Origin of the sequence: Myxococcus hansupus (genome assembly GCF_000280925.3) — a bacterium.
Classification (GTDB): domain Bacteria; phylum Myxococcota; class Myxococcia; order Myxococcales; family Myxococcaceae; genus Myxococcus; species Myxococcus hansupus.
The window spans coordinates 148,587-173,683 of sequence record NZ_CP012109.1 but is presented as its reverse complement, the minus strand read 5'-3'; the positions used below and the strand labels follow the sequence as shown (position 1 = coordinate 173,683).

Sequence of the window (25,097 nt, the reverse complement as noted above, 5' to 3'; positions counted from 1 at the left end):
CCGCAAGCCGCGAAGTCGCCCCTGCGATGGCACGGACTCCTGGGACCCAAACCCGTTGTCTTCGCCACAGGCACCGTGCTGTGCGCGATTGCCTGCTTCGCCGCCTGGCGCCGGGCCAAGGTGCATTTCACGAACTTTGATCTGGCTGCGCTGGGTTACCTGGCAGTCGGGTTCCTCGCGATGGCCGTGAACGGCTTCAGCCTCCCCTTCAGCCTGCCATGGATTGCAGTTCATCTTGGCGCGCTCGTCGTGGTGGTAACGGCCAGAGAGGCAACAAGCCAGAACCGGGACGCCCTTGTAGATGGGCTCGTCAGCATCGGGGCCATCATCGCGCTCGTCGCGCTCTATGAAGCCTTGGGCGGGAGTCTGCCCTGGGAGACGTCGCGACGCCCGGGCGCGACCTTCGCCAACCGCAATGCTGTCGGCGGCTATTGCGCCATCCTGCTCCCCCTGGCGCTCGTCCGTGCAGCAATGCGGCCACATTATCTGCGCTCGCTTGCCGCTGCGCTGCTCATGCTGACGGCCGCGCTCTGCCGAGCACGAAGCAGTTGGGTGGGCCTGTTGGTCGCAAGCCTGGTCGTCATCGCCGTGTGGGTCGCACTATGGGTTCGGAGGGGCTCACCGGCCCCATCCAGGCGAGGAATCATCCACGCGTGTGTGACGCTGGTCGGCACCGTGGTTGTATTGAACACGGTCTCCTGGGGCGGGCTCCAATGGTCCGAACCGACGCCATTCAAATCGTCGTTCTCTCGTATCGTCGATTATGACTCCGGCACGGGACGCAGCCGACTCGAGCAACATCAAGTAGGGCTGGCCATGCTGTCAGTCAAACCCTGGGTTGGCTTCGGACCAGGCCTTTGGCGTCGTGAAGCTCCGCGGTTTGCGCATGCCGCAACAGGGAAACACGCAAGATTCATTGAGCCGTTGTGGACTCCCGCTTCGGACCTTCTACGCCATTCGGTCGAGACGGGGTTGCTCGGACTCATTGCCGCCGCAGCCATGGCATTCTCGCTGTTGGTGGGTTCGGGTCGTCGCGTCATGCAGACACAGGACATGCTGAGCCTGGCGACCATCGGCAGCCTGATTGTTGCGCTCGTCATCAGTGGGTTCGATGCGCTGCTGGCTCGCCCTGCCTCAGTCGCACTGGTGGCAGCAGTCGCAGGCATGCTGCGGTTTGACTGCGCGAGCCGTGCCGCGTTCGTTTCTCCTCGGGCCTGCGGCCTCGTGCTTTCGCTGGCAGCAACCGTTTCTCTCTGCATCGCGGCTCCGCAGTACCTTGCATTGAAGGAACTCAGCGAGGACTGCTCAGCCACCACCGTCCTTCGTCTCGGCCCATCCCGAAGTCTTCCTCTGGAGAGCCTACGTGCCGTCGCCATCAGCGAGCATTTCGAAGACTGCTCGACATTGACGGCTGCCGCGACCCTGCTGGATATGCACCTGCCGTACGAGCCACGACTCCTGCATTTGCTGGCGCGATGTGCCGAGCAGCAAGGAAGGTTGGAGGATGCGCGAAGCTTTCGCCGAAGGGCGCAGGACATCGAGCCGCATGACATGAGCGTGGCGCCAACGGAAAAGGATGGGATGAATAGGAGCCCTGTTGAGGGCGACGGGCTGGTGAAGGGTGGCGAAGAAGTGCCGTAGGATGAAACCCGACCGCTGGCCCGCACGGCGTCCCGTGTGGACCCGGTGACGGTGTCGCACTCAGGTGCTCGAGGCGAGACGTTCGTTCACCGTGCGACGGAGGCGCGAAGGGTGTCGCGTTGGCGATACCGTCGGCCCGTTCCCGTGACTGCGGGCCCGGAGAACAGCGTAGCCAGTGCGTGTGTCTCTACCGCGCTTCGTGAATCGGCGCGCCTGGGCCGTGGCACTGGCGCTCATGACCTCCGGCTGTGCCACGTCGCGAGGGCGTGAGCGAGTCCACGGCGAAGTGGACTACTGCGTCCCAGCGCAGGTGGCCCGCGACGTGGACGGCGAGTCGCTCGACGTGAGGGCGCCCATCGCCGCCACACCCAGGCTCGAGCAACGCTTCTCCCGCCAGGACCTGCTCCTGGCCCACGCGGTGGGCGCCCTCGAGGACCTGGACACCCTGACGACGCACTCCGGCATTGTTCGCGAAGGCAAGCTGGGCCGCTTCGAGCACTTCGCTCACGCGGAGCACGCCCTGGGCATTGGCGATCCGGCACCGAAGCGACCCGACGACGACCGCCGCATTGCCAACGCCGCCATCACCAAACTCGCCTCCTACCTCCACGCCCCCCGCCACGACGAGGATGCCGCGGTTCAACACGCCATTCGAGACCTGGAGCCCGCCCGGCAGCAGGCGCACTTCGCCCTCCGCCACGTCGAACGCATCGACCCGCGCCGGTGCGACCAGAGTCGACATGGAGGTGGGCAGCATACCACCTTCGTCCCGACTGGGGCCGCACCACTCTCCCCAGTCCACTCGCGGTATCTCCTCACTCATCCGCTCCTTCCTTGCCGCCGCCGCAAGCCCCGCGCTCGACTCCTGCGCACGTGCTTGAGAGACCGGGAATGGCCGCAGTTTGGCGCCTGGAGCGAAGGCGCCGTGGTACCACGTAAGATTTGCCCGAGGCGCAGGCCCAGTCGTCTTGGCCGTGTGTTGAACGGGGCGGACTCCGCGCGTAAATGCCCCGTTTTGCCATCCGTGTAGGCTTCACGGGCCGGTGCGGTTCACAGGATTTGGGGAGACAGATGGCGGACGTGGGATCGAACGATCTGGTGAAGGTGGTGGCCCTGCTCGGCGCGGCGGTGGTCGCGGTACCGGTGTTCAGGCGACTGGGGCTCGGTTCGGTGCTGGGATACCTCGCCGCGGGGCTGGTGATCGGGCCGTTCGGGCTGGGCTGGTTCTCCGACCCCCAGGCCATCCTGCACGTCGCCGAGCTGGGCGTGGTGATGTTCCTCTTCGTCATCGGCCTGGAGATGCGCCCCTCGCACCTGTGGAGCCTGCGTCGGCAAATCTTCGGCCTGGGCACGCTGCAGATCGCCGCCTGCACCGCGGCGCTGACCGGTGTTGGCCTGCTGTTCGGCCATGAACCGGTGGTCGCATTCATCGGGGCGATGGGCTTCGTGCTGACCTCCACCGCCATCGTCATGCAACTGCTGAGCGAACGCGGCGACATCGCCCTGCCCCCCGGACAGAAGATCGTCTCGGTGCTGCTGTTCGAGGACCTTTTGATCGTGCCGCTGCTGGTGCTGGTGGCGCTGCTCGCGCCGGGCGAGCCCAGCAGCGATGCTTCGCGCTGGACCTCGATAGGCATTGCCACCGGCGCGCTGGTCACACTCCTCGCCGCCGGCATCTGGCTGCTCAATCCGCTGTTCCGCCTGCTCGCCGCGGCGCGGGCGCGCGAGGTGATGACCGCCGCCGCGCTGCTCGTCGTATTGGGGGCGGCGCTGCTGATGCAGTTGGGCGGCCTGTCGATGGCGATGGGCGCGTTCCTCGCCGGCGTGCTGCTGTCGGAGTCGACGTTCCGCCATCAGCTCGAAGCCGATGTCGAACCGTTCCGCGGCCTGCTGCTCGGCCTGTTCTTCCTCGGCGTGGGCATGGCGCTGGACCTGTCGGTGGTGCGCGACAACTGGGCGATGATTCTCGGCGCGGTGCTGGCGATGATGCTGGTCAAGGCGCTGTGCATCTACGTCGTCGCGCGGCTTACCGCGTCCAGCCACCACGAAGCGCTCGATCGCGCCGCGCTGATGGCGCAAGGCGGCGAATTCGCCTTCGTGCTGTATTCCACCGCCGCCGCCAGCGGCGTGATCGCCGCAGCACAGAACGCCAACCTCACCGCGATCGTCGTGCTGTCGATGGCGCTGACGCCCCTGGTCGTGCTCGCGGTGCGCCCATGGCTCAAGCGCCAGGAAGAAAAGATCGACGACCTGGACGTCGCCGAAGGCCTGTCGGGCAGCGTGCTGATGATCGGTTTCGGCCGCTTCGGTCAAGTCGTGAGCCAGTCGCTGCTCGCGCGCGGCGTAGACGTGACGATCATCGACAACGACGTGGAGATGATTCGAAGCGCAGGCACGTTCGGGTTCAAGATCTACTACGGCGACGGCACGCGCCTGGACGTGCTGCGCGCATCGGGTGCGAACAGCGCACAGGTGATTGCCGTGTGCATCGACAACAAGGAGGCCGCCAACCGCATCGTCGAACTGGTGAAGTCCGAGTTCGGCCAGGCGAAGCTGCTCGTGCGCTCCTTCGATCGCGAACATTCCCTGCAACTGATCAACGCCGGTGTCGACGTGCAGGTGCGCGAGACGTTCGAATCGGCAATCAGGTTCGGCCATCACGCGCTGTGCCAACTGGGCGTTCCACCGGAAGATGCGGTGGAGATCGTCGAGTCAGTGCGCCGCCGCGATGCGGAACGCGTGCAGTTGGAACTGGCCGGGGGACTCGCCGCGGGCACGCGCATGTTGATCGGCAACATCGCCCCGGGCCCGACGCCGACGCCGTTCACACCTCCACGCAAGGCCGCCACGCCGCTCACCCCGGAAACGGCCGAGGCGACCCAGGGCACGAACAAGTAGGCGCGAGCGTCGGCGAAGTCGAACGCCCTGCTGCGCGACTCAGCGCCTCTACTCGCGGTGTCCGCTCCTTCCTGGCCGCTGCCTCAAGCCCCGCACGCACCTCCTCTGAACCTGCTTCAGGGAGCGCCCCTTGAAGCCTGCGCGCAGATCGTCTGAGATATGGGCTTTCTCAGAAAGGCAGACCCAATGCGATTCCTCATGGCATTGGGCGCGGTCGCGTTTGGCGCGGGCTGTGCCCATTCCTCGAACGGAAATAACGCACTCACTCCTGGGCAGGGAGCCACAGCACAGGAACTGTCCGCGAAAGCGCAGCAGGCCTACGAGGCCCTGGATTTCAACACGTGCGCCGATGGCTTCAAGGCCGCCGCCGAAGTGGCAACGGACGCGGAGGAGCGCGCGGAGTCCTTCTATCGCGCCGCGGGCTGCGCGTCGCTCGCGGGCCACCTGGATGCGGCGGTGCCCCTGGTGAAGCGCGCGGTTCAGAGCGGGTACTTCGACGCCGCGCACCTCCAATACAACCCGGAGCTGGCTGCACTGCATGCGCAGCCCGACTGGGAAGCCATCGTCACGGGGGCCCAGGCCAACCTGGCGAAGGCGCCCGAAGCACCGTTCCCCGTGCCGACGCTCGCGGGACTGGATGCATTTGGTTCCAAAAAGGTGGACCGGGAGGCGGTCCGCCGGGTGTTTGGATTGGAGGTGGGTAAGCCCATTGTGTACAGCGCCGCCTACTTCAAACAGAAGGAGGCGCTGCTTCGCGGGCAGTACGAACTGGCCTTCGTGAAGACGGGAATGACCCTCTTTGTCGCCGAGGAGCACAAGGGAAAAGCCTTCGTGGTGGTGGACATGGTGGATGTGGAGGACCAAGCCCGACTGCGCTTCCTCCCAGAGCCGAAAGGCCATCTCCCGGACCCCGAAGGACTGGCCGCCCGGTGGAACGACTACCAGCAGCGCGTCTGGTCACTCCAAATGATGGGCAAATTGGATGAGTCCTCCAGTTGCCAGGTGACACACTGCATCGGAGGATTCGGGCATCCACAGCTTGTGGACTTCGAGCCAGAGTTCCTCGCGAAGGTGCCGCAGCAGTTGGACGCGCTGACGGCGGTGCTGCGCGAGGATGCGGACGATGAGAAACGAGCGGCGGCGGCATTCCTGTTGGCCTACGCGCCCACGCCCGAGGAAACCGTGCGGCGGCTGGTGCCCAGCATCCGCGACAACTCCAAATCGGTTCGCAACAGCGTGGTGCGCGTGCTGACAGCCTTACAGCAGGCCGCGACGCAGCCCCTGGTGGATGTGGCCACGGTGGTGGACGCGGTGTCGATGCCCACGACGACAGACCGGAACAAGGCGACCTACCTGCTGTCGTACCTGCTGGAGGACCTGCCGGAGGACGCGTTGAAAGCGCAGCGGGCAGGACTCATCCACCAGTTGGGTGAAACGCTGGTGGCGATGTCCGCGCTTCAGCAGCCCATCAACCGCGACCCCGCGGTCATGGTGTTGCAGCAGCTCTCTGGCGAAAAGCACGAGACCGCCGAAGCATGGCGCGAGTGGCTCGCGCGCCAGCCGAGGACTGAGCGGTAGCAGCAGGGTGCGAGGAACAGCGCGCCCAGTCCTCCCCCCATCACAGAAGCCCGTCATGACGGGGCACGGCGAGCACTTTCATTCGACCGGCCCCAGCAAGAAGCCGTCGTTCCGCTCGGCGATGGCGGCCTGTCCTGATTCGAGCACGCAGAAGATGACAGCGTGCCCCGTCTCCGGCGGCGGAGGCTCACCCCAGCGCCTTGCGTGTCCGGGCCATGCCGCCGTCGTTTGTTTGAAGGCACGGCGCCCCCGAGGCCTGCGTCGCGAGCGCAGGGGCCGCGGCTTGAAGCTCGTGTCCACCGCCTTATCCGGCCTGCATCCTCCGGGCGGCTGGTTGGGTGCGTGGAGCCCCCCACTTTTGCGCCGTCGTTCGCGAAGGGGAGGCTGCACATGAAGCGGGAAGTGAGGGCCGGCATCGCCGGGCTGCTGTTCGGGTCCATGCTGGCTGGCTGCGGGGTGGCGCCGGAACTGGAATCACCGCGAGGCAACGAGGAACCGGAGACGTCCACGAACGCCGAGGCCGGGCTCAGTGCGCATCGGGATGACGCCAAGCCTGCCGCAGTGGCGCGTTATGGGCCTGCGGTTGCGTACGGTGATGGCAAGTACTTCGCGGTCTGGACCGACGTGCGGGCCGGCGGCATCTGGGGCACTCGCGTGAAGCCAGACGGCACCGTGCTGGACAAGGGAGGCATCCGCATCAACTTCAGCGAACTGACCGGGGCCCGGCCCGGCATCGCCTTCAATGGGACGTACTTCTTCGTCGTCTGGGGGAACACGGATGGCATTGACGGCGTTCGCGTGAAGCCGGATGGCACCGTCGTGGGGCCGGTGTTCCGCGTCATCCAGACGGATGAGTTCCAGGGCCCGACGCGCGTCGCGTGCTCCCCGAAAATCTGCCTGGTGACGTACGCCGTCACGGGAGACGACGGAACGGTCATCTACGTCACGCGCGTGACGAAGGACGGCGTCGTGCTCCCGTCGTCCGACCGGTCCATCGGCGCAGGCTTGAACTACGCGGCGGATGCGTCGGCGGCCTGGAACAACAGCAAGAAGGAGTTCCTGGTCGTCTGGTCCGCCGGGCACGTCGAGGACTCGGAGAACGCGGACATCTACGGCAACAGGGTGAAGGAGGACGGCACCGTCCTCGACGACGACGGCTTTCCCATCTCCACGGCGCGGGGTGCCCAGACGACGCCCGACGTCGAATGGACGGGCAAGAACTACCAGGTGGTCTGGTCCGATACCCGCAACGCGAACCCGGACATCTACGGCGCGCGGGTGAATGGGCAGGGCAAGGTGAAGGACCCCGATGGCATCCCCATCACCCTCGCCGCGGCCGCGCAGACCGCACCGCGCATCGCGCACCACAACAACAAGTCCCTGGTCGTCTGGGATGACACGCGCAACGGTCCGCACAGCATCTGGGGTTCGCGGTGGGACGAGGACGGGGACGTCTGGGATGGCTCGGGCTTCCCCATCTCCCGCAAGGGACTGGCGCAGCAGTACCTGCCAGACGTCGCCTACGGGTCCGATACATTCTTCACCGTCTACGCCGCCCAGAACGTCTACGATCCCCCCGAGCCGCACTTCATCGTGGGTACGCGCGTGACGCACCAGGCACAGGTGAAGGACGTGCCCGCCATTCCGCTCACGCGCAAGCACTAACGCGTTGAAGGAGAGGCCAGCTCCGCGGACCGCCGACTTCGGTCCGCGGGCGAGGCGACTCGCTTCTGGAACTTGGGCCGGCGCACCCACGCCGACCTGGGTGCCGCGCTCCGGAGTGCCGCGTCGGCCTGGATGAAGGGTCTTCGGTAGACGTCCAGGCACCTGGAGCGCTGGACCTGTTCTGTGCGGAGTGCCCAGAAGCCGGTATGGCGCAGAACATCTACGACGACCCTGGCTTCTTCCACGGCTACAGCCAACTGCGGCGCTCGAAGGAAGGACTCTCGGGGGCGCCGGAATGGCCCGCCCCGGGCGTCCTCAAGTACCACCGCGCGCTGGGCACCCTGCTGAACACTCTGATTCACACCGGCTTCAACCTGCGCCATGTCGACGAGTGGGGACCGACCGAAGCCCAGCTCGCCGCCCAGCCAGAGCTGGCCGAGGAGCGAGAACGCCCGATGATGCTGCTCGTGTCCGCGCGGCGTCAGACGCGCACGGCCCCCTAAGAGGGTGCCGCGTTCGAAGCGACGGGCCCGCCATGGCCCAGCCCTCCGTGAAGCGGCCTGCGCCCGCCGAAGGTACCGACGTTGAGGTCCTCTTGAAGGAGGACCGCGACACGGAGCTCGCGCCGCACCCATGGCGGGCGTCGTCACGCACTTCCACGCTCCCAGAGCTTCATCGAGGGATCGACGGCCACTGCGCGCGCCTACGTACCGGCGGGATAGAGGCCTTGTGGAGGGTGGGGGCTGGAGAGGGAGGCTGCACAGTCCTCACCTGAACAGGACGCGCGTCGGACGGGTAAACGAACGGCTTCGCGCTGCTGGCCCCACACATCGAGCATGGGAGACTTTGCCCCATGGCGGACATGCTCAAGCCAGACGTGACTGTTCCCGAGGGGCTGGACCGCCGTCGATTCCTGACGTGGGTCATGGCCTCTCCCACGTTGATGATTGCCGCACGGCTGGGGCTCGACGTACCCGAGGCCGAGGCGACGGAGCCCCTGGACAGTGCGACAACGGCGATGAGCCTCTATCTCGCCGTCCAGTCCGATGGGCGCGTGGTCACCACCCTGCCCCGCACGGAGATGGGCCAGGGCATCACCACGGCCGTGGCCATGCTCGTCGCCGAGGAACTCGACCTGGCGCTCGACCAGGTCGACGTGCGCAGCGCCGACGCGGACCCTCGCTGGGTCATCCAGCTCACCGGCCTTTCGTCAACGATGCGCTTCCTCACGGGCCCCCTGCGCGCCGCGGCGGCGGAGGCCCGGGCACGGCTGGTCACCGCCGCGGCGCTGCGGTGGCGCGTCCTGGCCCATACCCTCTCCACCTCGCACGGTGTGGTGAGCGCACCCGACGGACGGCGGGCGGACTACGGGGAACTGGCGGAGGACGCCGCTCGCGTGCTGCTCCCTGGGGTCTCCAGCCAGCCCAGGCCCGTGAGCCAGTTCAAGCTGGTGGGCCAGCCCACCGGCCGCATCGACGCGAGGGACATGGTCACGGGCGCCACGCGCCATGCCCTGGACCTGGACATCCCCGAGGCGCTGCCGGCGGTGGTGGCCCGGCCTCCCACGCTGCGCGGCACCGTCCAGGCGGTCGACGGTGCCTCGGCGCGGACGATGCCCGGCGTGGTGGCGGTGGTGCCCCTGGGCACGGGCGTGGCGGTGGTGGCCCGAACCTTCGGACAGGCGCTCGCGGCGCGCTCGGCGCTGCGCATCACCTGGACGCCCGGCCCCGCCAGCGCGCTGTCGGACGCGGACATCCGGGCCCGCCTTCGTGACGCCATGGGCCCAAGGCCCCTACCTCCGCTGTTCACCACGCGGACGCTGGAGGGACGCTTCGACTTCCCCTATCTGGCGCACGCACCCATGGAGACGCAGAGCTGCGTGGCCCGCGTGCAAGGCGGACAGGCGGAGGTCTGGGTGGGGGCGCAGGACCCCAAACACGCGCAGCGCGAGGTGGCCCGGGCGCTCGGCTGGGGGCTCACGCCGTGGCAAGTGACGGTGCACACCCTCCGGGCCGGTGGTGGCTTTGGCCGCAGGTTCTTCACCGAGGCCGCGGAGGAGGCCGCGCTCGTGTCACGCGCCATTGGCAAACCGGTGAAGCTGATGTGGAGCCGCGAGGATGACATGCGCCACGGCCGCTTCCGCCCCGCCAGTCACCACCGCATCCTCGCCTACCTGGGCCCGAGCGGACGAATCCTGGGCTGGCATCACCGGGCCGCCATTCCCACCGTGGCGTTCCCCCATGGCTTCGGTGACGCACTCACCGCGCTGGCAGGACAGGTCCTGCCCGAGGTCACCAGCGCGGTCTTCTTCGCGCTCTCCCAGAAGCTCCCTTACAGCTTCGGATGGGTGAACCAGGAACTGCGAGACGTGGCGATTCCCGTTCCCACCGCGTCGTTCCGCTCGGTGTTCACCAGCCAGGTGGGCGTGTCCAACGAGGTCTTCATCGACGAGCTGGCCCGCGAGCTCCACGTGGACCCCGTCGCGCTGCGACGCGAGCGGCTCACGTCGAATCGCCTCAAGGCGGTGCTGGACAAGGTCGCCACGGAGGGACAGTGGGGCCGAAGCCTGCCACCCGGTGTCGCTCAGGGCGTCGCCGTCCTCGAGGAGTGGGACAGCGCCATCGCGCACCTCATCGAAGTGGATGTCACGGGAGAGACGCCTCGGGTGCTGCGCATCGTCATCGCCGCGGATGTCGGCCTGCCCATCAACCCCAAGGGCATCGAGGCGCAACTCCAGGGCGCGGCGGTGGATGCGATGTCCACCACGCTGAGCGCGGGAATCCACATCGACGCGGGCGCGGTGCGCGAGGGCAGCTTCGCGGACTATCGCTGGATGCGCATGAAGCACGTCCCGTCCGACATCCAGGTGCACCTGGTCCGCTCGGATGACCGCGTGGGCGGCGTGGGCGAGCTCGGCTATCCCAGCGCGGCGGCGGCCCTGACCAACGCCATTGCCCGAGCGCGAGGCTCGATGCCCACCCGCTTTCCCATCCTCGACGAGGGAGTCTGAGCATGCCGGCACATCGGTTCATCCTCAATGGCCAGACGGTGTCGGTGGAAGCGCCCGAGGACCTGTCCCTGCTGTGGGTGCTGCGCGACGTGCTGGGCGTGACAGGCCCGAAGTACGGCTGCGGCGTGGGCGTGTGCGGCGCGTGCACCAGTCACCTGGACGGCGAGGCCTTCCGCCCCTGCATCCAGCCGGTGGGTGGACTGTCTGGCCGCGCGGTGGTCACCATCGAAGGGCTGGGCGCCCAGGGACTGCATCCCGTGCAACAAGCGTGGATGGACGAGGACGTGGCCCAGTGCGGCTTCTGTCAGCCGGGGCAGATCATGGCCGCCGTGGCGCTGCTCAAAAGGAACGCCCAGCCCTCTGACGCGGACATCGACGCGGCGATGAGCGACAACGTCTGCCGCTGTGGCACCTATGTCCGCATCCGCGCCGCCATCAAGCGCGCCGCCCTGCTGCTGCGAAGCGGCGCGGGCGGCGGCTGATGGGCGCCGTGCCTGTGCTGCTGCGTCAGTCAGCAGGTTCTGTCACGGCCTCCACCGGCGCCGGTTCCGTCTCGGTCTGCTCGACCTCGCGCCACCAGGGGTCAATGGACTGCACCTGGCGCGGCTCAATCGGCTGCCCGAGCCGCGGCATGACCAGCGGCGCGTTCGTCGGGGCGAGCTTCACGAGCGTCTCCGCGGGCTCATCCCAGGAATGGATGGCGAGATTGAACGTGCCCCAATGGACTGGCAGGAAAGCGCCACCGCCCAGTAACTCGTGCGCTTTCAACGCGTTCTCCGGTCCGAGGTGAATGTCTCCCCAAGCCGGGTCCCACGCGCCGACCTCGAGCATGATAAGGTCGAAGGGTCCCAGCCGCTGCCGGATCTCCACGTACTCGTGCGTCAGCCCCGTATCGCCGCTGAAGAAGACGGCGTGACGTGGGCCGCGCACCACGATGGACGACCACGCCGTCCGGTTCCTGTCGGCCACGCCGCGCCCCGAGAAGTGCTGCGAAGGCGCCGCGGTGAAGGTCAGGCGGCCGACCTGCGTGGACTCCCACCAGTCGAGTTCGGTGATTCGCTCAGGAGGCACGCCCCACGCCTCCAGATGCGCGCCCACCCCCAGCGAGGTGATGAACGGGACGCCGAGCGGGATGAGCTGAAGGATGGTCGCATAGTCGAGATGGTCGTAGTGGTCGTGCGAGATGACGACCGCGTCGATCGGGGGAAGCTGCTCGATTTTCACCGGTGCGGGGTGAAACCGCTTCGGTCCCGCGAAGGGCAGCGGAGAGATGCGCTCTCCCCACACCGGGTCTGTCAGCACGCGCATTCCATCGACCTCGAGCAGGACGGTGGAGTGACCGAGCCATGTCGCGCGGAGTCCGCTCTGCACCGGGCGCAGCCACTGCTCGAGCGGACTGACGATGGGCAGCACGCCCGTTGGCACCCGCCGCTGACCACCCCAGAGGAACTCCTTCATCGTCGAGACAGCGGTGCCCTTCTTCAGCCCCTGACTCACCGGGGAGGTGTTGTGGAACGTCCCGTCCTTGAAGCGCGGTGACGCCTTCATGCGCTCGAGCCGAGCCCCCTGCGCCTTGCTTCCGAGTGCCTGCATTCCGAGTCCCTCGCGTTCGCCCTGAACCCATCAAGGATGCGGACGGCCGCGTCGTCAATGGACATTCGCTACCGCTTCGTTACCGCGCTGATGGCCAGTCGAGCGGGCGGACGTGAGCGAACCACGGGAAAGCGGTGTCGGTCCCGCGCGAGCCTCACCCGCTTCGGTGGACAGAATGACTACGCTGCCTGCCTTCGCACCTCAGCCGTTCGCTCGTATTCCAAGGGCTGATGTAACCGAGTGAGGATGAAGTTACGTCGCTGTCGTCTCTTCTTCTCGCGCTCCGACATCGAACACCCTTCCACCACATCGGGGGTGTCCACGGAAGCGGGCGAGGCTCACACCGCGATTGGATTGGGTAGGACTGCTGCGGCGGACGCTCCCGCTGGCTCTCGGCGCCATCCAACGCGCCACGTCAACGGAACGACGCGGGAAACTCGCTGCACGATGCTATCATTTAGGGACCGTCCATCCGGTCGGCCCAAAGAGGAGGCTTTGTGCAAATGAAGTCGCTCGTCAAAGGCGTGCTGCTGGCTGCTTCACTGCTGTCGATGGGATGTGGTGGACCGGTGGACGCAGAGTCGTCTGCCCAGGACCCGATGCAATCGCAAGAGCAAGGCGTCTATGCCTGCTCAGATGGTGACGTCACAGTCTACTGCAATGACCGTTTCAACTGCTGCTCGCGGATGCCTGGCCAGCCGTACTGTTCTCCCGCGCCGTGTCCGTAGTCGGGACTGACGTCCTCGTCGCATGCTCACCTGCTGGCCGCGGGTGAGTCGCCGTCAAAGGGGACGTTTGTCTTAGGGTGCTGCGAAGCGGGGCCCGTCACAGGGCCCCTCAGAACGCGGGGTGTTGAAGCGACGCGGATTCACAGAGCGTTCCGCGCTTTCACCCTCAAGTGGGGATGAGGACCTGAGATATCCCCTCATCTGAATCAGATGAGCCCGAAGGCTTGCTGGAAGACGGCGTGTTCTCGCTTCAACTGATTGAATCGCTCCACCAGCGATAGCGGGCGCCCGTCACTCGTGCGCCAACTGCTCAACTCGCTAAATGAGAGAATCCCTGAGGATGAGCGCGGGACAAGACGGGCGAGGGCGGCCCAACGAACCGACTTGAGCCCAAGGCGATGGTGGGGAACAGCGCGTCCCGCTTCGGGTTTCCTATCGCATCGCACCGTGGGTGCGATTCCCGCGGCGTCGAGCGCTACGCCTGCGGCATGGGACGCCCGCGGCCGTGGAACACCACCACGGGTGCCGGCAACGTGAGCGACTCTCCGGAGGGTTCTGTCCCCGTCGCACCCTTGGCCAGAGGCCGCCCACCCGCGAGGAGCTCACGCGCACGCGTCACCAGCCACTGCGCCCCGCGAAGTGCGTCGCGCACCAGCAAGAGCGGCGCGTCACGCGTCAGCAGCATGGGCGCATCCTTCCGCACCGTATCGCGCTGGCCCACGCCCAGCTCGTAGACGAGCTTCCCGCCCAACGTCGCCGTGTAGAGCGCCAGTCCACACGCACCGAGCCCCAACGCCACGGTGGCGGCGGTGGGTTCACGACGAAGCCGCCACGCCGTCACGCCCAGCGCGCCCGCCAGGACGGCGGCATTGCCCACACCGTGCAGGAACGTCATGTCCTGGGACCGAGGTGTCTCCAGCCGGACCTCCTGGCTGGCCGCCAGCCCTGTCACTCCCGCGAACAGTCCGCTGACCGAGCCCGCGACCCAGATGCGGCGGGCCACGCGGGCCCAGGAGGCATCACCCGTCGTCACCGAGATGAGGTCAGCCATCGCCGCCGTGGGCAACAACGCCAGGGGCATGTGCACCAGTGCAGGGTGCAGCTCGTGCAGCAACATCGCCTTTTTCATCGCGCGGCCTCCTGACCTCGTCCTCCAAGGTTAGGCATCCCAAGAAGCCACGGCAGGCACGGCTGCCTGCCCGCCCTTTTTGGCGCGGGCGGCGTTCACTGTCGCGCAATAGGCGCTTCAGCAGGCGACGTTCAGCGAGAGGACAGGCTCCTGCCGGGTGAGGATTTCGCAGCCGTCCGCCGTCACGAGGAGGGTGTGCTCGAACTGCGCGGAGAGGCTGCCGTCCGCCGTCACCACCGTCCAACCATCCGGCAGGATGCGAATCTCCGGGCGTCCCAGGTTCACCATGGGCTCCACGGTGATGACCATGCCCGACCGCAGCTTGATGCCCGTTCCCCGCTTGCCCGTGTGAGGGACGGTGGGCGGCGTGTGCATCTGGTGGCCGATGCCGTGGCCACCGAACTCCTCCACCACACTGCAGCCCTCCTTCCTCGCCAGCTCCTCGATGGCGGCGCCGATGTCTCCCAGCCGCGCGCCGTGACGAACCACCGCGATGCCCGCGTCGCGGCACCGGCGCGCTACGTCCACGATGCGGCGAGCATCCTCGGACACCTCGCCAATGCAGAACGTGGCCGACGTGTCACCGTGGTAGCCCTCCAGGTTCGTCGTCACGTCCACGTTGATGATGTCCCCACGAGCGAGGCGCTCCTCCGGGTTGGGGACGCCGTGACAGACGACCTGGTTGCGGCTGGTGCAAACGGTCGCCGGGAAGCCGTGGTAGCCCAACTGGCTGGGCTTGCCTCCTCGCCGCGCCGTGTCTTCTCGCACCCACTGGTCGATGTCCCCCGTGCTCACGCCGGGCGCCAGCTTGGAGCCAATGAAGGCCAGCGTGCCCGCCGCTGCCTGGCTGGCGCGGCGCAGCCGCTCCACTTCGGTCCCCTTGAACAATGGAACACTCATGGCCGCCAAGGTGCGGCTCCCGTGCCCCGGGCGTCCAATGCTGTTTCGGTATGGCCGGAAGGGCGCGTGTACCCGCGCTCGGGCCCGCGCTAGAATGCGCAGCGTGAGCCTTACGCACATCCAATCCTTCGTTGCCGTCGCCGAGGAGTGCAACGTGGGCCGCGCCGCGCGACGCCTGCACCTCACGCAGCCGCCGCTGACCCGGCACATCCAGGCGCTCGAGGATGAGCTCGGAGCCCAGCTCTTCGAGCGGACCCGGAGTGGCATGCGCCTGCTCCCCACCGGAGAGGCCTTCCTGCTCCACGCGAGGCGCATCCTGGCCGAGGTGGATGCCGCCATGCTCACCGTGCGGGACGTGGCGGGAAGCCGCACCGGCGGCTGACACGGCAGCACCACCTCCCGTCGCGGGGAGCAGAAACCTCTCTGCCTGACGCGGCGTTCAACACCCGACGGATGTCCTCGACGCGCGCCACCTTTGCGTGAACCGCGCCGCCAATCGGCACGCACCGTGGCCAGGGACTGCTAGAGCGCACCGTGATGCCCGACCGCCTCGTGATTCATCGGAGTCCGCGCCCGCCCTCGGCGCGTTCGCACCTGGGACTCGTGGCCGTGTTCTCGCTCCTCGCGGCGCCCCTTCCGGCGGCAGCGAGTGAGGCAAGCAGTGCGGCACTCCGGCCTGTGGCGGGGAACGAGGCGAGCAGCGCGGCACCCCGGCCTGTGGCGGCGAGCGAGGCGAGCAGCACGGGGGCGCACGACACCAACGAGCCGTCGGCACCAGGCCCCACCACGCGCGGGAACACCTCGGACGCCCCCGTGGCCCAGAAGACCGCATCGGATGCCGGGCAAACTGTCGTCACGGGTTCGCGGCGCCCGCGTCCCGCGCGCGACGTGCCCGCGACCACCACGGTCATCCCTCGCACGGAAATCGACCGGAGCCCCACGCTCACCCAGGACACGCTCGTCCGCACCCTGCCCTCCGCGGCCACGTTCCGCCGTACGCCCAGCCTCGTCTCCGACCCCACGGCGCAGGGCCTCAATCTTCGCGGGCTCGCGCCTTCGGGCGTGGCTCGCAGCCTCGTGTTGCTCGATGGCATCCCGGTCAACGACCCGTTCGGTGGGTGGATTTTCTGGCGCTCGCTGCCCCGGCTCGGGCTGGAGCGCATCGAGGTCGTCCCCAGCGGCGGCTCCGCGCTCTACGGCAGCGGCGCGCTGGGCGGCGTCGTACAGCTCGTGTCGCGGCCCATCACCGGGCTCCAGGTCGACGCGGATGCCTCGTACGGCAATGCGAACACCGGCCTCGTCGCGGCGCGCGCCGCGAATAGCTGGGGCCCCGTTCGCGCCTCACTGGAAGCCGAACTCCTCAACAGCGACGGCTACGAAATCGTCAGCCCGGCACAGCGCGGCGCCATCGACTCGAACACTCCCAGCGACCATGCCGTCATCAACGGACGCATCGAAGCGGATGCCACGGACGCACTGACGCTCTCCGCTCGCGCGGGCCTCTTTCGTGAAAATCAGAACGGTGGCACCCGCTTCACCACCGCGCGCGTGGAGCTGGCACACTTCGGCGCGGGCGCGAAGCTGCGCACGGAGCGCGGTGGCACCTTCACGCTGGACCTCTACGGCCGGGCGCAGCGCTTCGAACAGGACCGGGCCCGCGTGGCGGCGGACCGCTCCACCGAGGCGCTGACCGCATCACAAACGGTGCCCGCCAATGACCAGGGCGCATCGCTCGTCTGGAGCGGCCCCACGTGGACGGGGCTGGGGACCCACGTCTTCACCGCGGGACTGGATGCACGGCGAATGGCCGGCACGTCCGAGGAGCAGCTCTTTCCGCCCTCACCTTCTGACACCGCCACGGTGGGACGCAGCGCCGGAGGCACGCAGCTTTCGGGCGGCGTCTTCCTGGAGGACCTCTACACACCCATCCCCGCGCTGGAGTTGAGCGCCGCGCTCCGCATGGACGTGTGGCGCAACACGGACGGCGAGCAGCGCGTGGCCCGCGCCAACGGGAGCGAGGACACGACCGCGTTCGAGGACCGCACCGAGCAACAGCTCAGCCCGCGCCTGGGCCTGCGGCTGCGCCCCATCGAGTGGCTCACCCTCCGCGCCTCCGCATACCGCGCCTTCCGCGCGCCCACGCTCAACGAGCTGTACCGCCCCTTCCAAGTGGGCACCATCCTCACCGCCGCCAACGCCAACCTGGGCGCGGAGCGGCTGTGGGGCGGCGAAGCCGGCGTGGAAGCGGAGTCCACGTCGCTGGGACTCACCACGCGCGTCACGGGCTTCTGGAACGTGCTCGATGACCCCATCACCAACGTCACCCTGGCCACGCCGCTCCCCGATGGTTCGGCCCGCCAGCGGGAGAACCTGGGACAGGCACGGGTGCGCGGCGTGGAGGCCAGCGTGGACTGGAAGCTGTCTCGACAGTGGACGGCGCTGCTCGCGTACACCTTCGTCGACCCCGTCGTCACGCGCTCACCGGGGCAACCCGAGCTGGTGGGCAAGCAGCTCGCGCAGGACCCGCGTCACCGGGGCACCGCCATCGTCACCTTCCACGACCCCGACATCGTGACGGCCACGGTGCAGGTGCGCATGACGGGCTCCCAGTTCGAGGACGACCTCAACGAACGTCCCATGGGGGGCTTCGCGGTGGTCGATGTCTCCGCCAGCCGCCACCTCTTCTGGAAGCTGCACGTCTTCGGCGCGGTGGAGAACCTCTTCGACCGCGAGTACCTCGCGGGCCGCGCCGGTGTGGACACCCTGGGCCCGCCGCTGCTCGCACGCGTGGGACTGCGTCTGCGCGACCTGTAGCCGTGACGCTCAGCGAATCGTGCGCACCGGCCGCACCGGGCCGTTGAACCAGCGGCTCAGGGACACCACGTCGTCCATGCGGCGCGCGGGCGGGAGGCTGTCGAGGAACACGCGGCCATACGCCTTCGTCACGATGCGCCGGTCCAGCATCGCGACGATGCCCCGGTCCGCTTGCGTGCGGATGAGCCGCCCGAAGCCCTGACGCAGCGCCAGCGCCGCGTGGGGGAGTTGGTACAGCTCGAAGGGCTCCTCGCCCCGCTGTTGGAGCTGCCGGATGCGCGCGGCGACCAACGGGTCTCCCGGTGACGCGAAGGGGAGCCGATCGATGATGACCAGGCTCAGCGCGTCACCCGGCACGTCCACGCCCTCCCAGAAGCTGTGCGCCGCGAAGAGGACGCTCGGCGTCTCGCGGAAGGCCTCCAGCAGTTGCTGCTTGGGCCGCTCGCCCTGGAGCAGCGCCTGGTACGGCAACCGGGGTGCCACCAGCTCGTAGGCCCGCACCATGTTGCGCAGGGACGTGAAGAGCACGAAGGCGCGTCCGCCCGTCACCTCGCAGAGGCGGTGAATCTCCTCCGCGGCCTCCTCGATGAAGCCCGGCGCCGTGGGGTCCGGCAGGTGCGTGGGCAGGTACAGCGCCGCTTGGGACGGATAGTCGAAGGGGCTGGGCACCGCCAACGTCCGCACCTTCGTCACCGTCTGGCCGTCCTCACCGTAAAGGCCCATGCGGTTGGCGAAGAAGTCGAAGCGGCTGTCCGCCGCCAGCGTCGCCGACGTGTAGACCACCGTGTCCAGCGCGCCGTACATGCGCTCGCGCAGCTCCTTCGCCACGTCGATGGGACTGGCGCGCAGGAAGAGGCCCTTGCCGCGCTGCTCGGCCCAGTAGACGTGGTCCGCGGACTCGGCCTTCTCCAGGAAGGAGAGCTGCTCTTCCATCTCGTCCGCGCGGCGGGTGATGGCCGCCAGCTCCGGCTCGCGCTCGCCCACCGTGAAGGCGGACAGTGCGGCCAGCGCGTCGCGCGCGCCTTCCAGCGGCGTGGCCAGCTTCGCCATCACCTCCGGACGCAGCGCCACCGAGGACTCCTGGTTCGTCAGCCCCAGCGCGCGAGGCGCCTGCGCGAAGAGCGCGTCCGCACCCGCTCGAAGCCGGGCCGCCAGCGCGCGCAGCATGGCGTGGCGCGCATCGTCCTCCTTCAGCGAGGCCACCGCGTCCCGCGCCAGCTCCTCCAGCCGGTAGTTGGACACGCTGCAACCGAAGTGGCCACTGGCCGCGTCCTCCAGCGCGTGCGCCTCGTCGAAGATGACCGCCTCGTACCAGGGCAGCACGCCTTCCGTGCGCTTGCCGGAGCTGCGCAGCGCGAGGTCCGCGAAGAACAGGTGGTGATTGACGACCAGCAGGTCCGCCTGCTCCGCCCGCTTGCGCATGCGCGTGACGAAGCACGTCTCATACTGAGGACACTTCGTGCCCACGCACGTCTCGGACGTGGTGGACAGGCGCGACCAGGCGCTGAAGGACTCGGGCAGGTCCAGCTCGCTGCGGTCGCCGGTGTCCGTCTCCTCGGCCCAGGCCTTCAGCTTCGGCCAGTAGCGCGACTCCTCGCGCGAGCCGAACTGCGGCTCCTTCGAGAAGGCGTCATAGCGATGCAGGCACAGGTAGTTGCTGCGGCCCTTGAGGTAGGCGGCCTCGAAGCGCAGGCCCATCTTCTCGCGCAGCAGCGGCAGGTCCTTGAAGAAGATCTGGTCCTGCAGCGTCTTGGTCGCGGTGGAAACGACGACCCGGCGACCCGACAGCAACGCGGGCACCAGGTAGGCGAGCGTCTTGCCGGTGCCCGTCCCCGCCTCGGCCAGCAGGTAGCTGCGCTCGGTGAAGGCCCGCTCCACGGCGCGCGCCATCTGGAGCTGCTCCGGGCGGTGCTCGTACGCGGGCAGCGCGACCTCGAGCGCGCCTCCCGGACCGAGCAGGCTGTCGACGGAAACGGGGGTGGAGACGGAGAGCGACATCGGCACCGAAGGGGAGACGGGATGCGGCCGGACAAAATAGCAGCCGCCGCCGCTTCCGGCGCGTTTCCGGCCACTTCAGGTGCCGCGTTTCCCGACGGCCGCCTGCCCCTCCGCCAGCGAACCACCTGCACGGGGGTTGGCCGGCTCCTGGACGGCCCGTCCGTCAGCCCCCCGCCATCATCGTGCGCAGGTGCTGGAACACGAGCATCGCCAGCACCAGCACCACCACGAAGCCCACCCCCACCGCCACCTTCTTCACGCGCTCGAGGACCTGGGTACTTCCCCCCAGGTCGGACGAAGACGGAACCACCAGGGTGGCCCGGCGCACCACCTCATCGCGGCCTCTCTGCGCGGCGGTGTCGCCCGGCGCGCGCGCCAGGCGGATGCGATACAGGCGCCCCACCATGGCCAGCTCGCCACGGCCCGCGGCCAACGTCATCAGCCGGTCGTGCGCGTCCCAGTCCTCCCAGCGCGCCGCCAGGGTCCGCCACGCGTCCACCAGAACGTCCGAGGGCGCCTGCGCCTCCGGCACGTGGTTCACGTAGACGAGCCCGCACTGGGGGCAGGCCAGGGCCTCCTCGCGGCGCGGCGCCACGCACTTGGGACAGACGCCCTCGGGAGGCTCGAAGAGCACTTCGTCCGTCAACGGCAGGGGCTGCCCCGCATCACCCCGCACGACACGCAAGGAGGGCGACCCCACGCGCGGTGCCGATGCGCCATGACCGAACGACGATGTTGACGCGGCGAAGGCCCCCGGCGTTGCGGGGTGTGCGGCGCCCAGATTCTCGTGGGAGGGCACCGCGCCCGCGGACCGTGAGGCCCCCACGGCGTCAGGTGCCGGCGACGCGCCAAGTCCTGCGGGCTCGGCCACTTCGGGCACCGTGGGCCACTGCGCGCCCGGACTCCCCGCGGGCGCAACGCCCGTGGACCGTGTGGCCCCCAGGCGCTCGGAGGCCGGCGCGCCGGACAGCGATGTCCCCAGAGAGGAGGCCGACCCGTCAGACGGCGACGCGCCCACGAACGAGGCCGGCGCGCCAGAGACGGACGGGCCCACGCGGCTCTCCGCGCCGCACCGTCCGCATGTCACCACGAGGCCCCCGGACTCGGCCCGGAACGTCTCCAGCGGCACGAGCCGCTCGCACGCGTCGCACAGGAACTTCATGTCAGCACCTGACGCAGGGGTATGGGCATGGCGCAGCCGATGAGTGCCAGCAGGCAGAGCGCGCAAATCCACTTCCGCAGGGGACTGAGCGGCGCCTGGGGTTCCACCACCTCCGGATGGCCGAACCCTACCAGCTTGCTCGTCACCAGGAGCCACAAGCCCCAGGACGCGGTGACGAACAGCGTCAGCACCAGCAGCACCAGCGCCACCGCGCGGCCCACCCAGTGCGCGCGGCGGCCCCAGAGCGCGTAGGCCAGGTGCCCGCCGTCGAGCTGCCCCACGGGCATCAGGTTCAACAGCGTCACGAGCAACCCGAACCACCCGGCGATGACCACCGGATGCACGAGCACGTCCTTGCCCTCCGGCAGCGGCCCCAGCGCGAGCCGCGTCAGCCCCTGCATCAGCAGGCTGTCCCCGAAGAGCGTCTGCACGCCGTTGAAGGGCTCCTCCGGCGCGGGCGGGGCGTTGGTGACGCGCTCCATCACCCAGGCGAAGACGTCTCGGGCAATCACCCAGAGCGAGCCATCTCCCGGAAAGGTGGCGTCCGGGATGCTCGGCGCGTCCACCACCGTGGAGTGCGCCAGCCCCCAGTAGAGGACGGGCAGCGCCACCACCAGGCCCGCCAGCGGCCCCGCCGCGCCAATGTCCACCAGCGCGTTGCGGTTCGGGATGCGGTCGCGAATCCGGATGACGGCGCCCAGCGTGCCGACCCCGAGTACCGGCAGCGGGATGAAATACGGCAGGGACGTCTCGACCCGGTGCCATCGCGCCAACAGGTAGTGCCCCATCTCATGGGTTCCCAGGATGGCCAGCAGCGACAGGCTGAAGGACAGGCCGCGGAAAGCCGCTTCGGGCGACACCTCTCCCAGCGAGTAGGGCCGCTGGAAATGGAAGTAGAGCAGATACGAGGTGAAGGTGGTCCCCACCGTCAGCACCAGGAGCAACAGGTGCACCCAGTAACGGGGCGCGGGTCGGGCAGCGGAGACGGTGTCCATGAAGGGGAGCCTCGAGGTTGGCTAGCAAGGGGAGATGCGCATTGCAACGCGCCGCTGCCCAACCTGGACCGGGACGGAGTGTCTCGGACGGACCTTGACTTGGAGTCGACATCTGCTACGACCGCGCCCGCTTGGAAGGCTTCAAGACAACGACCGGTCGCACTCCAAGGCGGGCGGTCACCACACAAGCAACCCATTCAAGAGGGGAAGACCATGAACAAGTTCGTCCTGTCCGCCGTTGCCGCCAGCAGCCTCGTTGCCTGCACCAGCGTTGAGAGCGCCGTCGTCTCCGGTACGGAGATCGCCTCCAACGGTGAGGCCGTCGCCGTTGTTCAGGCCAACGCCCTGGGCCTGACCGCCATCTTCCACATCGTCGACATCGTCCAGAGCGACCTCGACACCGTCATCAACAAGCTGCTCATCGCCGAGGCCAAGGCCATGGGCGCCTCCAAGGTCGAGCTGCTGACCGCGGGCACCACGCCCCGCCACGGCATCTACGCCCTGGCCGGCACCATCATCGGCGTGACCAGCTCCGGCGCAGTGGGCGTGGCGGTCAAGTAGTCCACGCCGCGCGAACAGCGCGGTAACGCGGAAGGCCCCCTGGCGACAGGTGGGCCTTCTTGCTTTTCTGGCCCACCATGCGCAACCGCCTCCTCCTGTGCTGTGCCCTGACCGCCCTCACCGGCTGCTCCAAGAAGGGCGGTGACGAAGACGCCACCCTGCTGCCCCAGGTCAAGGCCGGGCTGGCCGCACGCGAGGCGAAGCTGAGCAGCTACCGCATCGCCGGCACCGTGCAGGACACGGGGCTGGAGCCGGTGACCTTCACCTTCGACTACCGCGCCCCGCAGCGCCTGCGTGGCACGCTGGGACCTCCCGCCTCGCGCACCTTTTCGTGGGACGGCAGCCGCTTCTTCCAGCAGCTCAACGCGGAGAAGCAGTTCGTCACCTTCACCTCGGAGCTGCCGCCCGCGCAGCTCGCGGGCTTCCTGTCGGAGACGTTCCACCCCTTCATTCCCGAGGGCTTCCGGACGCCCCTTCTCTTGAGCCACGCGACGGTCCGCCGCGCCACCCACCCGCTGGCGCCGCAGGCGGTGGAGCTGACGCAGAAGCTGGAGGGCGAGGCCCAGGGCCTGGAGATGACATACGTGCTGCGCTGGCCGCAGCTCGACTTCCTGTCCCGGCGCACCCGCGCCCCTGGCGGCGCGGAGGCCGAGGAGCGCGTGGAGGAGGAGGACTGCGACGCGGCCCTGGACCTGTGCGTGCCCAAGCGGCTCGGCCGGTGGCAGGGAGGCAAGCGCGTGGGGGAAACGGTGCTGACGCGCGTGGAGCTGGGCGCGGCCCTGCCCAACGACGCCTTCACCCTCACCGCGCCCGAAGGTTACGACGTGCAGACGCGGACACTGGTGCCGTCGTCGCCCACCACCCCGCCCGCGGGCGGTTGACCGCCACCCTCGGCATCCCCACCTTCGGGGCCGAGGGCCAAGGCAAATGGTGGAAAACGTCATCTTCGACGTGGATGGAACGCTGGTGGACTCCGTGGATGAGCACGCCGAGACATGGCGGCGCGCCTTCCTTCACTTCGGCCGGGACATCCCGTTCGCGCACGTGCGCAGCCAGATTGGCAAGGGCGCCGACCAGCTCATTCCCGTCTTCTTCAACGATGAGGAAGTGGAGCGCTTCGGCAAGGAGCTGGACGAGTACCGCGGCAAGCTCTTCCTGAGCGAATTCCTGCCCAAGGTGCGTCCCTTTCCGCGCGTGCGGGAGCTCTTCCAGCGACTGCGCGCGGGCGGGGTGCGCATCGTGCTCGCCTCCAGCGCGAAGGACGAGGAGCTGAAGCACTACGTGAAGCTGTGTGGCATCGAAGGCCTGTTCGAGAACAAGACGAGCCAGGACCAGGTGGACAAGAGCAAGCCCCACCCGGACATCTTCGAGGCCGCCCTCGCGCGGTTGGGCAAGCCCAGCCCGGAGGTGACTGTCGTCGTGGGAGACACGCCCTATGACGCGCTCGCCGCCAACAAGTTGAGCCTCCCGTCGGTGGGGGTGCTGGCCGGAGGGTTTCCGCCGGATGACCTGCGCGCCGCGGGCTGCCGCACCCTGGTGAAGGACCCGGCGGAGCTGCTCGCGCGCTACGAAGCGTCCCGCCGCGAATGGCCCTGGAACGAGGCGGACGTGGGGCCAGCGGCGAAGAACGACGAGCGTCGCTGAAAGCCGCGCGCCCGCCCTTCCCCATCCCCCGTGCGAGGGATGGGGAAGTGGCCGTGGGCTAACTGCGCGAGCGCGTCCGGGTCCGCGAGCTGCGCGTCGACGTGCGTGTCGTGGTGCCGCGGCGCGCGGTTCCCCGCGACGTGGCGCCCGTGCGCTTCGCGGTGGGGGTGCGCTTCGCGGTGGCACGGCGCGACGCGACGCCCCGGGCCGTGGTCGTCTTGGAACCTGCGCGCGTGGTGCGCGTGGGTTTGCGCGTACGGCTGCGCGAGGTGGAGGTGGTGGCGCGCTTGGCGGCGGTGGCCTTTCCACCCTTGCGTCCCGCCTTGCGCGCGTTCTTCCGCGCCAGCGGCCGGCTGCGCGCGGCCTTGGCCTTGCTCCCCGAGCCCCCCTTCTTCATCCCGCCTCCCGTGAGCTTGTTCACGGTGGCCCAGGCCCGGGCCTCGGCCGTCTTCTCGGAGGTGCCACGCTTCTCGTAGCCCTCCTCGATGCGCGCGGCCATCCGCTTCTGCTTCGTCGTGTACTTCGCCTTGCTTCCTCGTGCCATGCGCCTTGCTCTCCCTGCATGACTGACACCTTCATGGGGCCAGCTTCAGCGCAGAGGTGAGCAGTCACCCACCCAATCGGAAGCGCGTGGCCGGATGGACCTGTTCGGCGCCCGACGCACGGAGGCACGCGGCCCTGGCACCAGACACGGGGAATGCACCGGAGGACGGGGCGACGCGCGTGGGAAATCCGCCCGCGGCTCCGCCTTGCGTGCCGCTGGCCAGACGGAGGGTGCGTG

Annotated in this window: 20 protein-coding genes; 12 read left to right on the top strand and 8 right to left on the bottom strand. The window is 68.6% G+C overall.

Features of this window, described 5'->3' with window-relative positions:
• The first annotated feature begins 75 nt into the window (after positions 1 to 75).
• The gene (locus tag A176_RS37720) at positions 76 to 1,641 is read left to right on the top strand and encodes an O-antigen ligase family protein (RefSeq protein WP_158513077.1); all 1,566 of its coding nucleotides are present in this window, start codon (positions 76 to 78) and stop codon (positions 1,639 to 1,641) included.
• A 187-nt stretch (positions 1,642 to 1,828) separates the two neighbouring features.
• Here A176_RS37720 and A176_RS00710 read toward each other — a convergent pair whose 3' ends face one another.
• Positions 1,829 to 2,383 (bottom strand): hypothetical protein, encoded by a 555-nt coding sequence (locus A176_RS00710; RefSeq protein WP_144429478.1) that lies wholly within the window; start codon positions 2,381 to 2,383, stop codon positions 1,829 to 1,831.
• 329 nt (positions 2,384 to 2,712) lie between these two features.
• Between A176_RS00710 and A176_RS00705 the strand changes: the two genes are divergently transcribed.
• The 6 genes from A176_RS00705 (at position 2,713) to A176_RS00680 (ending at position 11,274) form a co-directional block, all read left to right on the top strand.
• A complete protein-coding gene (locus A176_RS00705; RefSeq protein ID WP_002635136.1) occupies positions 2,713 to 4,539 on the top strand; it encodes a monovalent cation:proton antiporter-2 (CPA2) family protein in 1,827 nt (608 codons plus the stop codon).
• A gap of 186 nt (positions 4,540 to 4,725) precedes the next feature.
• Positions 4,726 to 6,117, top strand: coding sequence for a HEAT repeat domain-containing protein (locus A176_RS00700; protein WP_002635135.1), 1,392 nt, complete (start codon positions 4,726 to 4,728; stop codon positions 6,115 to 6,117).
• Positions 6,118 to 6,507: 390 nt separating this feature from the next.
• Entirely contained in the window at positions 6,508 to 7,782 is a 1,275-nt protein-coding gene (locus A176_RS00695; RefSeq protein ID WP_002635133.1) for a hypothetical protein, read from the top strand.
• Positions 7,783 to 7,988: 206 nt separating this feature from the next.
• The gene (locus tag A176_RS00690; RefSeq protein WP_002635132.1) at positions 7,989 to 8,285 is read left to right on the top strand and encodes a hypothetical protein; all 297 of its coding nucleotides are present in this window, start codon (positions 7,989 to 7,991) and stop codon (positions 8,283 to 8,285) included.
• A 350-nt stretch (positions 8,286 to 8,635) separates the two neighbouring features.
• Positions 8,636 to 10,792 (top strand): xanthine dehydrogenase family protein molybdopterin-binding subunit, encoded by a 2,157-nt coding sequence (locus A176_RS00685; RefSeq protein ID WP_002635130.1) that lies wholly within the window; start codon positions 8,636 to 8,638, stop codon positions 10,790 to 10,792.
• 2 nt (positions 10,793 to 10,794) lie between these two features.
• On the top strand, positions 10,795 to 11,274 hold the full coding sequence (locus A176_RS00680; RefSeq protein WP_002635128.1) for a (2Fe-2S)-binding protein: 480 nt from the start codon (positions 10,795 to 10,797) through the stop codon (positions 11,272 to 11,274).
• A gap of 25 nt (positions 11,275 to 11,299) precedes the next feature.
• On the opposite strand, the gene A176_RS00675 is transcribed toward A176_RS00680, so the two are convergent.
• From A176_RS00675 to map, 3 genes are all read right to left on the bottom strand, one after another.
• The gene (locus tag A176_RS00675) at positions 11,300 to 12,385 is read right to left on the bottom strand and encodes an MBL fold metallo-hydrolase (RefSeq protein WP_002635126.1); all 1,086 of its coding nucleotides are present in this window, start codon (positions 12,383 to 12,385) and stop codon (positions 11,300 to 11,302) included.
• 1,203 nt (positions 12,386 to 13,588) lie between these two features.
• Positions 13,589 to 14,242, bottom strand: a complete 654-nt coding sequence (locus A176_RS00670) for a DUF2231 domain-containing protein (protein ID WP_002635124.1) — start codon at positions 14,240 to 14,242, stop codon at positions 13,589 to 13,591.
• Positions 14,243 to 14,359: 117 nt separating this feature from the next.
• Positions 14,360 to 15,142, bottom strand: a complete 783-nt coding sequence (gene map, locus A176_RS00665; protein ID WP_044890546.1) for a type I methionyl aminopeptidase — start codon at positions 15,140 to 15,142, stop codon at positions 14,360 to 14,362.
• 103 nt (positions 15,143 to 15,245) lie between these two features.
• Here map and A176_RS00660 point away from each other — a divergent pair, with 103 nt between their 5' ends.
• The gene (locus A176_RS00660; RefSeq protein ID WP_044890589.1) at positions 15,246 to 15,524 is read left to right on the top strand and encodes a LysR family transcriptional regulator; all 279 of its coding nucleotides are present in this window, start codon (positions 15,246 to 15,248) and stop codon (positions 15,522 to 15,524) included.
• A 431-nt stretch (positions 15,525 to 15,955) separates the two neighbouring features.
• Positions 15,956 to 17,956, top strand: a complete 2,001-nt coding sequence (locus A176_RS00655) for a TonB-dependent receptor (protein ID WP_226994132.1) — start codon at positions 15,956 to 15,958, stop codon at positions 17,954 to 17,956.
• A gap of 9 nt (positions 17,957 to 17,965) precedes the next feature.
• On the opposite strand, the gene A176_RS00650 is transcribed toward A176_RS00655, so the two are convergent.
• From A176_RS00650 to A176_RS00640, 3 genes are all read right to left on the bottom strand, one after another.
• On the bottom strand, positions 17,966 to 19,954 hold the full coding sequence (locus A176_RS00650) for a DNA repair helicase YoaA (protein ID WP_002635117.1): 1,989 nt from the start codon (positions 19,952 to 19,954) through the stop codon (positions 17,966 to 17,968).
• A 163-nt stretch (positions 19,955 to 20,117) separates the two neighbouring features.
• Positions 20,118 to 21,116, bottom strand: coding sequence for a hypothetical protein (locus A176_RS39535; RefSeq protein ID WP_021781447.1), 999 nt, complete (start codon positions 21,114 to 21,116; stop codon positions 20,118 to 20,120).
• Positions 21,113 to 22,111: a site-2 protease family protein gene (locus A176_RS00640; RefSeq protein WP_002635114.1), complete on the bottom strand. Its 999-nt coding sequence runs from the start codon at positions 22,109 to 22,111 to the stop codon at positions 21,113 to 21,115. Before A176_RS00640 ends, A176_RS39535 begins: the two co-directional genes overlap by 4 nt.
• Before the next feature lie 213 nt (positions 22,112 to 22,324).
• On the opposite strand from A176_RS00640, the gene A176_RS00635 reads away from it, so the two are divergent.
• From A176_RS00635 to A176_RS00625, 3 genes are all read left to right on the top strand, one after another.
• Positions 22,325 to 22,672 (top strand): hypothetical protein, encoded by a 348-nt coding sequence (locus tag A176_RS00635; RefSeq protein WP_002635112.1) that lies wholly within the window; start codon positions 22,325 to 22,327, stop codon positions 22,670 to 22,672.
• A gap of 77 nt (positions 22,673 to 22,749) precedes the next feature.
• Positions 22,750 to 23,553 (top strand): hypothetical protein, encoded by an 804-nt coding sequence (locus tag A176_RS00630; protein WP_044890591.1) that lies wholly within the window; start codon positions 22,750 to 22,752, stop codon positions 23,551 to 23,553.
• 46 nt (positions 23,554 to 23,599) lie between these two features.
• Positions 23,600 to 24,316, top strand: a complete 717-nt coding sequence (locus A176_RS00625; protein WP_044890547.1) for an HAD family hydrolase — start codon at positions 23,600 to 23,602, stop codon at positions 24,314 to 24,316.
• 58 nt (positions 24,317 to 24,374) lie between these two features.
• Here the strand turns inward: A176_RS00625 and A176_RS00620 are convergent, their stop codons facing one another.
• Complete coding sequence (locus A176_RS00620) at positions 24,375 to 24,860, bottom strand: hypothetical protein (protein WP_002635105.1); 486 nt, start codon at positions 24,858 to 24,860, stop codon at positions 24,375 to 24,377.
• Positions 24,861 to 25,097 lie beyond the last annotated feature (237 nt).